The 13,323-nt window shown below is 31.8% G+C and carries 15 protein-coding genes; 12 read left to right on the forward strand and 3 right to left on the reverse strand.

The genetic code is table 11. From position 1 onward, the window contains the following. Nucleotides 1-9 precede the first annotated feature (9 nt). From Q1W72_RS12095 to Q1W72_RS12105, 3 genes are all read left to right on the forward strand, one after another. Nucleotides 10-591, forward strand: coding sequence for a TetR/AcrR family transcriptional regulator (locus tag Q1W72_RS12095; protein ID WP_302135534.1), 582 nt, complete (start codon nucleotides 10-12; stop codon nucleotides 589-591). A gap of 52 nt (nucleotides 592-643) precedes the next feature. Then, a complete protein-coding gene (locus tag Q1W72_RS12100; RefSeq protein ID WP_302135535.1) occupies nucleotides 644-1,915 on the forward strand; it encodes a T9SS type A sorting domain-containing protein in 1,272 nt (423 codons plus the stop codon). A gap of 428 nt (nucleotides 1,916-2,343) precedes the next feature. Further along, the gene (locus Q1W72_RS12105; protein WP_302135536.1) at nucleotides 2,344-3,423 is read left to right on the forward strand and encodes a serine hydrolase; all 1,080 of its coding nucleotides are present in this window, start codon (nucleotides 2,344-2,346) and stop codon (nucleotides 3,421-3,423) included. Nucleotides 3,424-3,860: 437 nt separating this feature from the next. Here Q1W72_RS12105 and Q1W72_RS12110 read toward each other — a convergent pair whose 3' ends face one another. The 3 genes from Q1W72_RS12110 to Q1W72_RS12120 are packed head-to-tail and all read right to left on the reverse strand — an operon-like array spanning nucleotide 3,861 to nucleotide 5,326. After that, nucleotides 3,861-4,454 carry a glutathione peroxidase gene (locus Q1W72_RS12110; protein WP_302135537.1) on the reverse strand — a complete coding sequence of 198 codons (594 nt, stop codon included), beginning with the start codon at nucleotides 4,452-4,454 and terminating at the stop codon, nucleotides 3,861-3,863. Between the two features lie 11 nt (nucleotides 4,455-4,465). Further along, on the reverse strand, nucleotides 4,466-4,888 hold the full coding sequence (locus Q1W72_RS12115) for an organic hydroperoxide resistance protein (protein ID WP_302135538.1): 423 nt from the start codon (nucleotides 4,886-4,888) through the stop codon (nucleotides 4,466-4,468). Between the two features lie 6 nt (nucleotides 4,889-4,894). Further along, on the reverse strand, nucleotides 4,895-5,326 hold the full coding sequence (locus Q1W72_RS12120; protein ID WP_302135540.1) for a MarR family winged helix-turn-helix transcriptional regulator: 432 nt from the start codon (nucleotides 5,324-5,326) through the stop codon (nucleotides 4,895-4,897). A gap of 195 nt (nucleotides 5,327-5,521) precedes the next feature. On the opposite strand from Q1W72_RS12120, the gene Q1W72_RS12125 reads away from it, so the two are divergent. The 9 genes from Q1W72_RS12125 to istB all read left to right on the forward strand — a co-directional run bounded on the left by Q1W72_RS12125 (nucleotide 5,522) and on the right by istB (nucleotide 12,998). Beyond that, nucleotides 5,522-5,815 carry a helix-turn-helix domain-containing protein gene (locus tag Q1W72_RS12125; protein ID WP_302135542.1) on the forward strand — a complete coding sequence of 98 codons (294 nt, stop codon included), beginning with the start codon at nucleotides 5,522-5,524 and terminating at the stop codon, nucleotides 5,813-5,815. 8 nt (nucleotides 5,816-5,823) lie between these two features. Then, entirely contained in the window at nucleotides 5,824-6,669 is an 846-nt protein-coding gene (locus Q1W72_RS12130; RefSeq protein WP_302135544.1) for a transcriptional regulator, read from the forward strand. Further along, a complete protein-coding gene (locus Q1W72_RS12135) occupies nucleotides 6,599-7,267 on the forward strand; it encodes an ATPase (RefSeq protein WP_302135546.1) in 669 nt (222 codons plus the stop codon). The genes Q1W72_RS12130 and Q1W72_RS12135 overlap by 71 nt, the downstream gene beginning before the upstream one ends. A gap of 93 nt (nucleotides 7,268-7,360) precedes the next feature. Then, nucleotides 7,361-7,975, forward strand: a complete 615-nt coding sequence (locus Q1W72_RS12140; protein WP_302135548.1) for a hypothetical protein — start codon at nucleotides 7,361-7,363, stop codon at nucleotides 7,973-7,975. A 171-nt stretch (nucleotides 7,976-8,146) separates the two neighbouring features. Then, entirely contained in the window at nucleotides 8,147-9,172 is a 1,026-nt protein-coding gene (locus Q1W72_RS12145; protein ID WP_302135550.1) for a CBASS cGAMP-activated phospholipase, read from the forward strand. 1 nt (nucleotide 9,173) lies between these two features. Continuing rightward, nucleotides 9,174-10,172: a CBASS cGAMP synthase gene (locus Q1W72_RS12150; protein WP_302135552.1), complete on the forward strand. Its 999-nt coding sequence runs from the start codon at nucleotides 9,174-9,176 to the stop codon at nucleotides 10,170-10,172. Beyond that, nucleotides 10,172-10,582, forward strand: coding sequence for an E2/UBC family protein (locus Q1W72_RS12155; RefSeq protein ID WP_302135554.1), 411 nt, complete (start codon nucleotides 10,172-10,174; stop codon nucleotides 10,580-10,582). Before Q1W72_RS12150 ends, Q1W72_RS12155 begins: the two co-directional genes overlap by 1 nt. 113 nt (nucleotides 10,583-10,695) lie before the next feature. Then, nucleotides 10,696-12,243 carry an IS21 family transposase gene (istA, locus tag Q1W72_RS12160; RefSeq protein ID WP_158730039.1) on the forward strand — a complete coding sequence of 516 codons (1,548 nt, stop codon included), beginning with the start codon at nucleotides 10,696-10,698 and terminating at the stop codon, nucleotides 12,241-12,243. A gap of 17 nt (nucleotides 12,244-12,260) precedes the next feature. Continuing rightward, nucleotides 12,261-12,998 (forward strand): IS21-like element helper ATPase IstB, encoded by a 738-nt coding sequence (gene istB / locus Q1W72_RS12165; protein ID WP_113667236.1) that lies wholly within the window; start codon nucleotides 12,261-12,263, stop codon nucleotides 12,996-12,998. Nucleotides 12,999-13,323 lie beyond the last annotated feature (325 nt).

Raw genomic sequence — 13,323 nt, forward strand, 5'->3', positions numbered from 1 at the left:
TTTTTAATTATGGATAAAGATAAAATTATTTTTAAAACAGCTCAGCTAATAAAAAAATACGGAATAAAAAGTCTTACAATAGATGATATCACCTTTTTCTTAGCGACTTCAAAAAGTGCAATATATACTCATTTTCAAAATAAAGAAGAGCTCATTAAAGAAAGTCTTAATTTTATAAATGTTGATTTTGAAACAAAAATCAACACGTTATTTAAAAAAAAAGAAAATCCAATTAAAAAACTTATTGAGATATATTATGCAACTATAGATTTTATAATAGATTTTCACGATATCTTTTTCTTTGATTTAAAAAAAAACCCAATTAGCGATGAAATCATTAAAGGGTACCAAATAAATTTTAAATCAAACATTATTTTACCACTACTACATGAAGCTAAAACTTCAAATTATCTAATAAAAGAGATCAATATTGAAGAGGCTTTAGAGCAATATGTTAAATTTATCAATCACTATTTTGTTGTTTTTAAAGCAGAAGACAACATGATCATAAAAAAGCAAATTGTTATATATCTTAATAAATACCTTACTGAGGAACATAAAAAAGATTATAACTACTTACTTTTAGAATAAGTATAGATTAAACCTATTATAAGAAGTATCATCTAATAAAAAACAAAAAGTTATGAAATTAGTTTATACAATTTTAGCATTTTCATGTATAATAATTAATTCATTTGGTCAATATAGCGATCCAAATTATCCAAAACCAACAAGTGGTTATGGCGCAGACGGAGCTCATACGGTTGGTGTTATTTCATTTGCTAATCCAAATTATCCTGCAAAAAATATTGAAATATATTACCCTTCAGATGTTGCAATAAAAGTTTCCACAATATTTTATAGTCACGCTTTTGGAGGAAATATATCTGCGAACATTAGTGGAATGCTCAATTTTGTGGCAAAGAAAGGATATGCAATTGTGTACGTACCATATCAAACCACTGGTGTAACTGTTTCTGACCGTTATGACAATTTGTTAAAAGGATTTCGCAAAGCTGCAAGAGACTATCCTGCAATCATCGATACAACCAAAGTTGGGTTTCTCGGACATTCTTTTGGTGGTGGTGCATCAATAGGAAATGCATATAAATGTTTTACCGAAAACAATTGGGGACAAAATGGAAGATTTATTTATACACTAGCACCTTGGTACGCCTATAATATCTCTCAAACAGAACTTCAATCATTCCCATCAAACACAAAGCTGTTGTCCGAAATATTTGATGACGATGTTATCAATGACCATCGTATGGCAATAGATATTTATAATAACATAAACATTTCGCCAGCTGAAAAAGATTTTACTCTTTTAAAATCAGACACCGTTAATGGATACACCTATTTAGCCGACCATAATGTTCCAAACTCAGCATCAGCTTTTAATGCATTAGATTATTATGCCTATTACAGACTTTTAGATGCCTTATGCGATTACACTTTCAATGGAAACTTAGCTGGGAAAGATGTGGCACTTGGTAACGGAAGTATTGCTCAAGTGACAATGCCAACTGGACTTCAAAGTTTGGTTCAAACCGACAACCCTTTAGTAGTTTATCCTGAAAGCAACTACCAATTTCCTTGTAGTGATGTTCAAAATTTACGTTCAAGTTATTGTCCAACAATTTTAGATAATGAAGATTTTGATAGCTTTAAGAATAGTTTAAACATATATCCTAATCCATCAACTTCTACTTTTACTATTACTATGAAAAATAATAGTATACAGAAAATTGAAGTAATTAATGAGTTAGGACAAATTATTTTTAGAAAAGAAAATATCAAAAACAATCAATATCAATTAGACATTAGAAACAACATTGATGGAATCTATTTTTTAAAAGTAACAGATGAAGAAAAAGAAATTTTATACAGAAAAATAATGTTGAAAAAATAATGCAGTGAAAATTTACTATGACTCGCTGTCTGTCACATAAAATTATTCGCTTTGTCTTAAATGATCATTTTTATCCTATCTTTATTTTCTCCAAATGAAGGAAACTCAATCACAAAGTCGCAACGAAATTTAGTGACGAAACATTATCAGTTATGAATTAGCTTTTTTTTAAATACTTAAAAAAGCCACTCTAAAATAATAACATTTACAAGAAATCTTTCACAACTTGTGATTGAGTTGTGATTTAAAACCATTCAAAACATACAAATTTGCTCCATAACAATCAAAATGTTTTGTAAATGGAATTTTAGTTAGAGTATCCTTGGAAAGGTATAGAACCAACTGACAACAATTATTACTGTAATAAATTATAGTTAATATTATATATAATAAAGCAATCTTTTGATTTTTCCGTAAACAAATATTAAATGAAATATTTAAAATTAATCCCATTACCCTTTTTTATCCTTATTGTTGGATTTAAAAAAGTAGAATTTTCTAATCAAACTGCTAAACAAATTTCCGAAGAGCCAATGTATTTTCCTTCTAATACAGATGGCATTTGGAAAACAAAACCAATGTCTGAATTGGGCTGGAACGTTAATTCAGTATCAGCATTAAAAGAATATCTTGCGCAAAAAAATACTAAATCGTTTATTATTTTAGTAAATGGAAAAATTGTAATGGAAGAGTATTTTGATGGGCATACACCTACAACAACCTGGGAATGGAACAGTGCAGGGAAAACATTAATCGGAGCAACTACAGGAATTGCCCAACAGGAAAAATTGCTTAATATAAATAATAAAGTATCTCAATATTTAGGGAAGGGATGGACAGTTGAACCCGTTGAAAAAGAAAATTTAATTACCATTAAACATTTAATTTCTATGACAACAGGTATAAAAACTACTCAACTTGTTGCAAAACGAAAACTAAAATATGATGCTGATGCAGGTAATAAATGGTCTTATAATGATGTTTTTCAAAAACAAATGGATGTAATTTCCGCCGCAAGCAATGAAGACTTTGAAAACTATTTTAATACCAAATTAAAAAACAAATTGGGAATGGATGGTTATTGGAGAAACGGTCTATTTTTTAAAATTTATCACAGTACTACCCGAAGTATGGCAAGATTTGGATTAATGGCGCTGAACAAAGGAAAATGGCACAATGAACAAATTGTAAACGAGGAGTTTTTTAACGAAAGTATTACTAGCTCACAAAACATCAATCCTTCCTATGGCTATTTTTGGTGGTTAAATGGCAAAACTAGTTATATGGTTCCTGGCGGACAAAAAGTATATAATGGCAAATTAGTATCCAATGCTCCGGCAGATATGTATGCAGCAATGGGAGCAGCAGACAATCGTATTTATGTAATTCCTAGTAAAAAAATGGTAATTGTCAGAATGGGGAAATCATCAGATCGCAATAATCGTAACTTTGCAGTTTCTGGGTTTGATAATGATTTATGGGCAAAAATAAACGCTGTAATAAAGTAAAATAGTAGAAAATGAACATAAACGAAAATTGGTTGCAGTTGAAATTATAGAATCCCAAAGCATAATAATAATTAAAGTAACAAATGAGTTAAGTAAATCATATTCCAAAAAGAAAATATCAAAGACTGTCAATATCAATTAGACATTAGAAATAACATTTGTTACATCTGTTTTTAAAAGAAACAGAAATTAAGGAAATAATGCAATTGATGAGTATTTATTCGGGTTTTCCATCGGCAATTAACAGAACAACCGTATTGAAAGAAGTATTAAATAAATAACACCAACCACTAGATTATCACACACAATAGCTAATTTTAATAAACTAGAATTATATGCCTCCCACGAAAAACAAATTGCCTCTTTTGCGATGTTAAATAACTTAATTTTAGGAGTCTCAACAATAGATTTTGACGTCTGTTAGTATTCCCATGTAATTACTTTTCTAATGCTTCCAAAAAATCCTTATCTAAAGGTGAGACAGAAGGTCCGAAATAATGCGTCAGCATACCTTTTTTATCAATGACATATTTCCCAAAATTCCAATCAGGTGCATGGTCACACCAGCCGTTTGCCTCGCTATTTGTGAGCCATTGGAAAACAGGTTGTTGTTGTTCCGTTGTTTTCAGTACCACACCTTTTTCGGCAAGTGGAAAAGTAACACCATAATTCAGTTGGCAGAATGAAGCAATTTCTTTATCGTCAGCTTTCTCTTGTTCCCTAAAATCATTTGAAGGGAACGCAACAATGGCGAGTTTGTCACCTAACTTTTCATGCAACGATTGCAATTCGGCATATTGTCCTGTATAGCCGCAGTTAGAAGCCGTATTTACGATTAAAATTTTCTTGCCAGAAAAGGTTGAAAAATCAAGGTTTTTCCCATTATTCAAGGTGACCTGTTGTGCATAAAACGGCTCTTTAGGAGTAGCTTTTTGTTCGTTATTTAAAACGGTTCCGTTTTTACCAAATTTTGCCATTTTTCGAAGAATTGGATATAAAAAACGTAGTGTTTTTTGTTTGAATGAAGCCATGATTTTAAATTTTAATTATTTGTTGCGGTTATTTTTACTTCAACATTATTTCGGGTGGCATTAGAATAAGGACAAATCTGATGAGCCTTTTCTGCCAATTGTTGTGCTTCCTCAATAGTTACTTCGGAAATGTTTATCGCAAGTTCCACAGCAAGTCCGAAACCTCCGTTTTCCAATTGTCCTATACTTACTTTTGCAGTAACAGAAGTTTCTCCTGTTTGCACTTTTGATTGTTTGATAACAAGGTTTAGTGCACTATCAAAACATGCGGAATAACCAGCCGCAAAAAGTTGTTCTGGGTTGGTGAAATCGTTACTTGTTCCGCCCAACTCTTTAGGCATTCTTACTTGCAAATCCAAAACTCCGTTATCAGATTTTACATGTCCGTTTCTTCCTCCTGTTGCCGTTGCAACAGCTGTGTATAATGTTTTCATTTTTGATTATTTTTTTGTTCTTTTTAAAATTTTATTAACTATAAGTTTTAATGTTTCCGCTTCTTTAACGGAAATATCCAATTGTCCAGCCATTTTTGCCGGAATACATTCTGCTTTTTCTTTTATAGTAGATCCTTTCTTGGTTAATGAAATTTCTACAATTCGTTCATCAACTAAACTCCTCTTTCTATTGACCAATTCTTTTTGTTCCAGCCTTTTCAATAAAGGCGTCAGCGTTCCACTGTCTAATAATAGTTTCTCGCCAATCTGATTAACGGTTTGTTTATCTTTTTCCCATAATACTAGTAAGACCAAATATTGAGGATAAGTAATATCCAATTCGTCCAAAAGTGGTTTGTATATCTGTGTGATTTCCCTTGACGCGGCATACAACAGAAAACAGATTTGATTTTCTAATCGTAAAACTTCTACTTCCATTTATTTTCTCTTTTTGCAAAGGTATGTATTAATTTTAATTAAATTGTACACAATTTAATTTTTAACAATTTAATTAAAGTGAATCATATCCGAAAATAAAATTTACAAAAAATCTTTCACAACTTGTGATTGAGTTGTGAATTAAAACCCTTCAAAACATACAAATTTGCTCCATAACAATCAAAATCTACAGTTATGGCAATCGAAGTTATCACCCGCGAAGACTTAAACGAATTTCGCATACTCCTACTTTCTGATTTAAGCACAATGTTTAATTCAAAACCACAACAGCAAAAACAATGGCTCAAATCCAACGAAGTCAGAAAACTATTAAACATTTCTTCCGGCACTTTACAAAACCTACGAGTAAATGGTACACTAACTTACACTAAAATTGGAGGAATTCTCTATTACTCCAGTAATGATTTAGAAAAGGTTATTGAAACCAATAAAGTTGAAGCAACTCCTAATTTATTCAATCGTAAATAACCCAAAAGATGAATTATATTAAACATCTAACAGGATTTTTCGAGAAGGTTGCAATTGACAAAACACTCAATCCAACTCACGTAAGTTTGTATGTTGCATTGTTCCAATTCTGGAATTGCAACCGCTTCAAAAATCCAATCAGTATTTCTCGTGATGAGGTAATGAGAATTAGCAAAATCAGCTCCAAAGCAACCTATCATAAATGCTTAAAGAATTTACATTCATTAGGCTACATCAATTACGAGCCATCTTACAATCCATTCAAAGGAAGCCACGTTTATCTATTCAATTTCTCAGATGATCTAAAACCAATTCCAAAAAGCGAAAAAATAACATTACCAAAAAATGAACCTGTTTTTGAACTAGTCAATGAACAAGTAGTGAACAAGCTTTATACTGGTAGTGGTACAAGTAATGAAACAGGTACTGAACAAGCTCTAGTATCTTATATAAACAATACAAACATACCAAACATTTCAAACGATTTAAAGATTGTAAACTTGGACGAGCAAGCAAAAAAAAATGAAATTGATGATGAGTTTTTAAAAATTGTTGATGAAGAGAAAAAAGAAAAAAGTTCCGCCAAAAAAGAAAAAGAGAATGTGCCAACAATCGAAAATATCAAAACCTATTTTCTCGAACAACACTTTCCTGAACTAGAAGCTATTAAATTTTTCAATTACTTCTCCAGCAATGGTTGGTTAGTCGGTGGCAAAACCCCGATGGTCAATTGGCAAGCAGCAGCACAAAATTGGATATTAAACGCACCTAAATTCATTTCAAATGAACAACAATCCAACAGAGCAAAAAACCTCAACACAGGAACAGATAAAGATTATTCAGAGCCATTATAGTTATACTGAAGTAATTGTTTGGTTAGAAAAAAAAGGCATTGAATTATTCGGAAATCATTTCAAAATTCTTGAAAGCGATTATCCCATAATTTACAAACTCATTGCTTATTTTTTAAAAGACGAAGCTACTTGTTTTCAATACGGTATTAATCTCAACAAAGGAATTTTACTTTCTGGCCCAGTCGGATGTGGTAAAACATCACTAATAAACTTGATGAAATATCTAACACCTACTGAGCATAAATTTTTCGTAAAACCGTGTCGAGATATAAGTTTTGAATTTATTCAGGATGGCTATGAAGTTATCCACAAATACAGCAAAGGCAAACTATATGAATCAGAACCCAAAACAATCTGCTTCGATGATCTAGGAACAGAGAACAATCTCAAATATTATGGAAACGAATGTAACGTAATGGCAGAAATTCTATTAAGTCGATATGATATTTTCACAGCTAAAAAAATCCAAACGCATATAACTACAAACCTTTCGGCTAGTGAAATTGAAACCCATTACGGAAACCGTGTCCGTAGTCGAATGAGGGAATTATGCAATTTAATAGCCTATGATAGAAGTTCAATAGACAAACGGAAATAAATTGCATAATCACGAACACCAAAAAAAACAATAGACAAAGCGTGAGTAAATGTTCAATTTAATTGCTTACGACAAAACCATAAAAGACAAGCGATGAACCAAATAACCAACTTCTGGAACCATTTCAAAGAAAACAACTTCGTTTTTCTATTGTTAAACGAAATACCCAAAGACGAACTCAAAGTACATTTCGATAAGTTAATCAATCTACTCCATCAATACAATAAAGACATTGATTTAATCATAAAAAACAAAAATAAAGGTGCAGAACTAATCATTACAGCAAATGGCAATCCTTATCTTTTCAAAGAAGTAGAATTACTAGTACATCTCGCTCCAGTGGTAGAACGTTGGAAGATTGCAGCATTTCTCCAACCAGAAACCAATCTAATCAAATATGAAAACAGCACAGACAAACCGCTTGAATATTACGGCATCAATTTACGAATTAGTGAAATGTATTTTATTCCACTAGAGAACCAGGAAAAAGAAACCGATTTAGGTATTAAAGTATTCATCAAAAACTACATCATCCACAAAGACAATCCAAGACTTCGAGAAGCAGTTTACTTGCATATTGAGCATTTAATTGGCGAAAAATCATTTGCCAATGATATCGCATTTATTGAGATAGGGCAATTAACTAATTGCAAAAATGACTTAATCGAATTATATCAATTGTCAAATATTATTACTAAAAAAATATAATATATTTAAATTCTGCCAAAATGTAATCTTAACTTTCAAAAGGTTAATTTGGCATAGAGAAACTGACAACAAAACTGACAATTTGTCTAAAAATCAAATATTTAAGAATAACTAGTAAACATTAACATTCTAGGAATGATTTTTGACTTTTTAACATATTATTTGTAATATATGGAAAAGGAATTTAAGATTTTATCAATAGATGGCGGAGGAATCAAAGGTTTATATTCTGCGAAAATATTAGAACAATTTGAAGAAAAATTCAATTGTTCAATCTCGGATTATTTTGATATGATTTGTGGAACCTCTACAGGAGGATTGATTGCACTTGCGCTATCATTGAAAATTCCAGCTTCGGAAATTTGCAAATTTTATGAAGAAGAAGGACCAAAAATCTTTCCAAGTTTCAATAAAGTAAAGTTCGGAAAAACTAAAATTAGTAGAGGTACATTAAAACAAGTTCTATATGGAGGTAAATTCTCCGATAAACCCTTAAAAAGAGCATTAGAAAACATCTTCAAGGATAGTAAAATTGGAGATAGTAATAATTTATTATGTATTCCAAGTTATACTATTACCGAAGCCAGACCTTTTGTTTTCAAATTTGACCATAAAGAAGGAAACCTTGACAGAGATAATGGTGCTTCAATGGTTGATGTTGCATTAGCTACATCGGCAGCACCAACTTATTTTCCTATGGCTGAAATAAAATATTACGATAACAAACAGTTTATTGATGGCGGAGTTTGGGGCAATAATCCAACACTAGTTGGTTTATTAGAAGCACTAGATTATTTCGTTGGCAAAAATAAAGAATTTGATAAATTGAAGATATTATCGGTAAGTAGTCTCTCATTAACTGGAGGCAAAAAGACTGGTTTAAAAAGGAATAGATCATTTTTAGATTGGAGGGATGAATTATTTGAAACATCACTAACCGGACAAAGTTATTTTTCACATTATTTTATGGAAAAAATACAAAACCTTTCAGATATATCTATTGATTATGTTCGAATTCCAACTTCTGAAATATCGAGTGACCAAGAAAGTTTGATTCAGCTTGATGTTGCTACAAAAAAGGCTTTAGACTTAATTAAAGGAAAGGGAAAAGATATGGCAGATATATTTAAGAAAAAACCTGAAGTCGTAGATTTCTTTAAAAATAAAAAATTATATAACACAACTAAAAAACAATAAAATGGCTGATTTAAATGAAACATTTGTTAGTTTTAATAACAACATTAAACTTTCTGAAAAAAGAAAAAAAGAGTTAAGAACATCTAGAAATGCAGTTCGAGAGGATATTCGAAAATATTTTGATGACAATAGAGACAAGCACACAGTAAAATTTAAAGGCCAAGGTTCGTTCTCAATGAATACGTCTATTCTTCCATTGAGCGGCGAATATGATGTTGATGATGGCGTTTATATTTTTGGCAAAGAAGAAGATAGACCTACACCATCACAAGCGCATGGTTGGATTTTGAAAGCGGTTGAAAATAGAACTAATCAAAATAGTATTGATAAAAATACTTGTGTTAGAGTTCAATATGCTGCTCAATATCATATAGACTTACCAATTTACTATAAAACAACAGATAATGATAACGAATATTTCTTCGATAGTTCTGATGTGCCAGAATTAGCTCATAAAGACAAAGGATGGATACCAAGTGATCCTTATGCTTTTAGATTATGGTTTGAAGAAAAAGCAAAAGGTAAAGAACAATTAAAAAGAATAGTACGCTATTTAAAGGCTTGGACTGATAACAAACACCACTTAAATTTACCTAGTGGCATGATATTTACAATTTTGGCGGTTAACAATTATGTATCAAAAGATAGAGACGATGAAGCATTTTTAGAAACTTTAAAATCTATTCAATTAGCAATTGATTCTTCAAAAAACTTTTGGGCTAGATATGAATGTTTCAGACCTACTGTTGATACTACTGAAAATTTGTTGGTTAAATATTCATCTGAAACTAAAAAGAAAAATTTTCTTGACGCTTTAGATAGTTTGATAACTTCTGGAAAACAAGCTGTAGAAGCAAAAAGTAAAAAAGATGCTTGCGCTAAATGGCAAAAGCATTTAGGAGACAGATTTCCGTGTTCAACCATTGAAGAAAAAGATGAAGATGTGGCAAAAGCATTTTCTTCACCTGACCAATTACGATACGATAACAAATCTGCTTAATGATTGACTACGAATTACTTTTAAAAGAATTTAAAAAAATTGAAAATTGTAAAAATTTAGAAAATGAAGAATTAAAAACGCTCGATTATAAATTTTATAAAGACAGTATTGTTTGGGAAATTCAAACGGAATTAACATTTAATAATAAAAATATTGATGTTGTTTTCTATTTGAGTTTTCCAAACGATTTTCCTTTTGTAACCCCCAAAATCTTTATCAGTAAGGAAAGCTACCATGATTTAAAATACATACCACACATTAACGAAGATTTAAGCATTTGTATTTTTGATGAAGGACTAAATTTAATTTTACCAAAAAATAATTTTGTTGGTTTGGTTGAATTGGAAAAACCAGTCAAATTGACCATCCTATTCCAGTGCAAATTGACCACCAGTTTCGGAGCAAACTGACCACCACTTTCCAGTTCAAATTGACCACCTAATTTTGGGGTACAATTGATCATCAAAAACTACTTACTTTTTCATGTTGTTAGCACCATACATTCGTTAAAAAAAGACGGATTATGGCAAACAAAATAACAGACATGAGTAAAATTAGAAAAGCAATTAAGTTCTACTGTAACGGAAAAAGTAAGTTATTCATAAGTAAGTACTTATCTCTTTCTAGAAATACGGTAAAGAAGTATATTTCTTTATTTGAAGTGCTAGGATTAAGTTTTGAAGTAATTAGTGAAAAAACTGATGCTGAGTTAGAACTTTTGTTCTCACACACTACCGTGGAATCAATCAGTCCCAAACTGCAGCTTCTTTATGATTTTTTTCCTAAAATGGAACGCGAACTAAAAAAAGTTGGCGTTACCATACAGCACATGTGGGAGCAATATATTGTCCTAAATCCTAATGGTTACCGAAGCTCGCAATTTGGACATCATTATAAAATATGGAGCAAACGAGTCAATCCAGTGATGCACATGAATCACAAAGCGGGTGATAAAATGTATGTGGATTATGCTGGAAAAACACTCTCCATCATTGATAAAGACACGGGAGAAATTAAAGAAGTACAATTTTTTGTAGCCATATTAGGAGCCAGTCAATACACCTATGCCGAAGCTTCCATGAGCCAACAAAAGGAAGATTTTGTTACATCGGTAGAAAATGCTATGCGTTTTTTTGAAGGTACTCCTGCGGCAATTGTTCCGGATAATTTAAAATCTGCAGTGATAAAAAGCAGTCGTTTTGAACCCACCATTAATGAAACCTTGGCTGATTTAGCCGAACATTACCAAACTACAATCTTGCCTGCCAGGGCTTATAAACCCCGAGACAAATCATTGGTTGAAGGAGCTGTTAAGATCTTGTATCGAAGGATTTATGTAAATCTAAAAGAAACTAAATTCTTTTCTCTGGAAGAATTAAACCAGCAAATATGGGATTTATTGGATGCTCATAACAGTCGAAAACTCACAGGACGTCCGTACTCTCGGATAGAATTATTTTTAGAAGATGAACAACAAAAACTAAGTCCATTACCACAAGAACGTTTTGAAATCAAATACCAATCCTTTGCAACAGTAATGCAAAATGGGCATGTTCAATTAAGTCAGGACAAAAATTACTATAGCGTTCCGTATCAATATGTCAAGAAAAAAGCGAAACTATTGTATACCAAATCAACGGTAGAGATCTATCACAAATACAATCGAATAGCCATCCATCCAAGGAATTACAAACCTTATATCTATACCACAATCCCGGAACATATGGCTAGCACGCATCAATTTGTAGCTCAGTGGAGTGCTGCCCGCTTCATTGATTGGGCCAGTAGTATTGACGAGTCAGTAGCAGAATATATTATGCAAATAATTGAAAGTAGAAACCATCCTGAACAGGCTTATAAAAGTTGTTTGGGAATATTAAACTTCGAGAAAAAGGTAGGGAAAGAGCGATTAATAAATGCCTGTAAGCGGGCACTTGATTTTAAAATTTACAATTTTAAGACCATTCAAAATATTTTAGAAAACAACTTAGATCATATCGAATTTGAACAAGAACCTGAGCAGGAACTTCCAATTCACGCTAACATAAGAGGAAAACAGTATTATAATTAAATTAAAACACAGTAATCATGAATGAATCCACAGTAACAAAAATGAAACAAATGAAGCTTTACGGCATGCACAATGCTTTTAAAACAGCCATTGAAAGCGGAAAAACAGACCATTACACGCTCGATCAGTTTGTATCGATGCTTATTGATGCCGAATGGGATGAAAGGCACAATCGGCGTATTGCCCGCAGTATCACCAACGCCCGATTCCATTACAAATCAAATATTGAAAGTATCAATTTTGACCAAACCCGTAATCTGGATCGAAATACCATACTGCGTCTGGCAGAATGTGAATTTGTCGAAAAAAATGAAAACATTTTAATAACGGGAAGCACTGGTGTAGGCAAAAGTTATTTAGGCACAGCATTAGGTTATCAAGCCTGTATCCAAGGTTTTAAAGTAAGTTATTTTAATACTTCGAAGCTGTTTGCTAAATTAAAAATGGCCAAAGCAGATGGTTCTTACCTGAGAGAATTGGCCAAAATAGAACGGCAAGATGTTATTATATTAGACGATTTTGGACTCCAAGCTTTGGATAGCAGTAACCGAATTACCCTTTTAGAGATCATTGAAGACAGGCATAATAACGGTTCTATCATTGTAACCTCACAAATCCCAGTGCAAGGCTGGTATGACATCATTGGAGAAAAAACCATAGCTGATGCAATTTTGGATAGGCTGATACATCAATCTCATCGACTCGAATTACATGGAGAATCTATGAGAAAAAAAAGAGGGATAAACAAAGGATAATATTTAAGTATATTTGAACACTAATTAACAGATGAAAAAGAGTAGTTTTTAATGAAAAATGGGGTGGTCATTTTGCCCCGGAATTGGGTGGTCATTTTGAATTGGAATCAGGTGCTCACTTTAAATTGGAATTGGGTGGTCAATATCACTGGAATTTGCAGACACATTAGCTATTTTAAAGAAAGACAATAACAACTACAATAAATTCAAAGAGTTATGCAGAAACAATGATTTTGATTGTGTTTTAGTAATTTTTATAAACAGTAATAATTCTTCTAATGAATATTATGGTTGGACATATCAGAATGCAGAGATATTATCAAGA

It is taken from the genome of Flavobacterium sp. ZE23DGlu08 (genome assembly GCF_030505335.1).
In the GTDB taxonomy this organism is placed as follows: domain Bacteria; phylum Bacteroidota; class Bacteroidia; order Flavobacteriales; family Flavobacteriaceae; genus Flavobacterium; species Flavobacterium algoritolerans.

Excerpts from the sequence above, each read along its gene's own strand:
- Q1W72_RS12110 (WP_302135537.1), bottom strand. The coding sequence starts at position 4,454 with ATGGCTTCATTCAAACAAAAAACACTACGTTTTTTATATCCAATTCTT.
- Q1W72_RS12100 (WP_302135535.1), top strand. The coding sequence starts at position 644 with ATGAAATTAGTTTATACAATTTTAGCATTTTCATGTATAATAATTAAT.
- istA (WP_158730039.1), top strand. The coding sequence starts at position 10,696 with ATGGCAAACAAAATAACAGACATGAGTAAAATTAGAAAAGCAATTAAG.
- Q1W72_RS12105 (WP_302135536.1), top strand. The coding sequence starts at position 2,344 with ATGAAATATTTAAAATTAATCCCATTACCCTTTTTTATCCTTATTGTT.
- Q1W72_RS12125 (WP_302135542.1), top strand. The coding sequence starts at position 5,522 with ATGGCAATCGAAGTTATCACCCGCGAAGACTTAAACGAATTTCGCATA.
- Q1W72_RS12155 (WP_302135554.1), top strand. The coding sequence starts at position 10,172 with ATGATTGACTACGAATTACTTTTAAAAGAATTTAAAAAAATTGAAAAT.
- istB (WP_113667236.1), top strand. The coding sequence starts at position 12,261 with ATGAATGAATCCACAGTAACAAAAATGAAACAAATGAAGCTTTACGGC.
- Q1W72_RS12130 (WP_302135544.1), top strand. The coding sequence starts at position 5,824 with ATGAATTATATTAAACATCTAACAGGATTTTTCGAGAAGGTTGCAATT.
- Q1W72_RS12115 (WP_302135538.1), bottom strand. The coding sequence starts at position 4,888 with ATGAAAACATTATACACAGCTGTTGCAACGGCAACAGGAGGAAGAAAC.
- Q1W72_RS12095 (WP_302135534.1), top strand. The coding sequence starts at position 10 with ATGGATAAAGATAAAATTATTTTTAAAACAGCTCAGCTAATAAAAAAA.
- Q1W72_RS12120 (WP_302135540.1), bottom strand. The coding sequence starts at position 5,326 with ATGGAAGTAGAAGTTTTACGATTAGAAAATCAAATCTGTTTTCTGTTG.
- Q1W72_RS12145 (WP_302135550.1), top strand. The coding sequence starts at position 8,147 with ATGGAAAAGGAATTTAAGATTTTATCAATAGATGGCGGAGGAATCAAA.
- Q1W72_RS12140 (WP_302135548.1), top strand. The coding sequence starts at position 7,361 with ATGAACCAAATAACCAACTTCTGGAACCATTTCAAAGAAAACAACTTC.
- Q1W72_RS12150 (WP_302135552.1), top strand. The coding sequence starts at position 9,174 with ATGGCTGATTTAAATGAAACATTTGTTAGTTTTAATAACAACATTAAA.
- Q1W72_RS12135 (WP_302135546.1), top strand. The coding sequence starts at position 6,599 with ATGAACAACAATCCAACAGAGCAAAAAACCTCAACACAGGAACAGATA.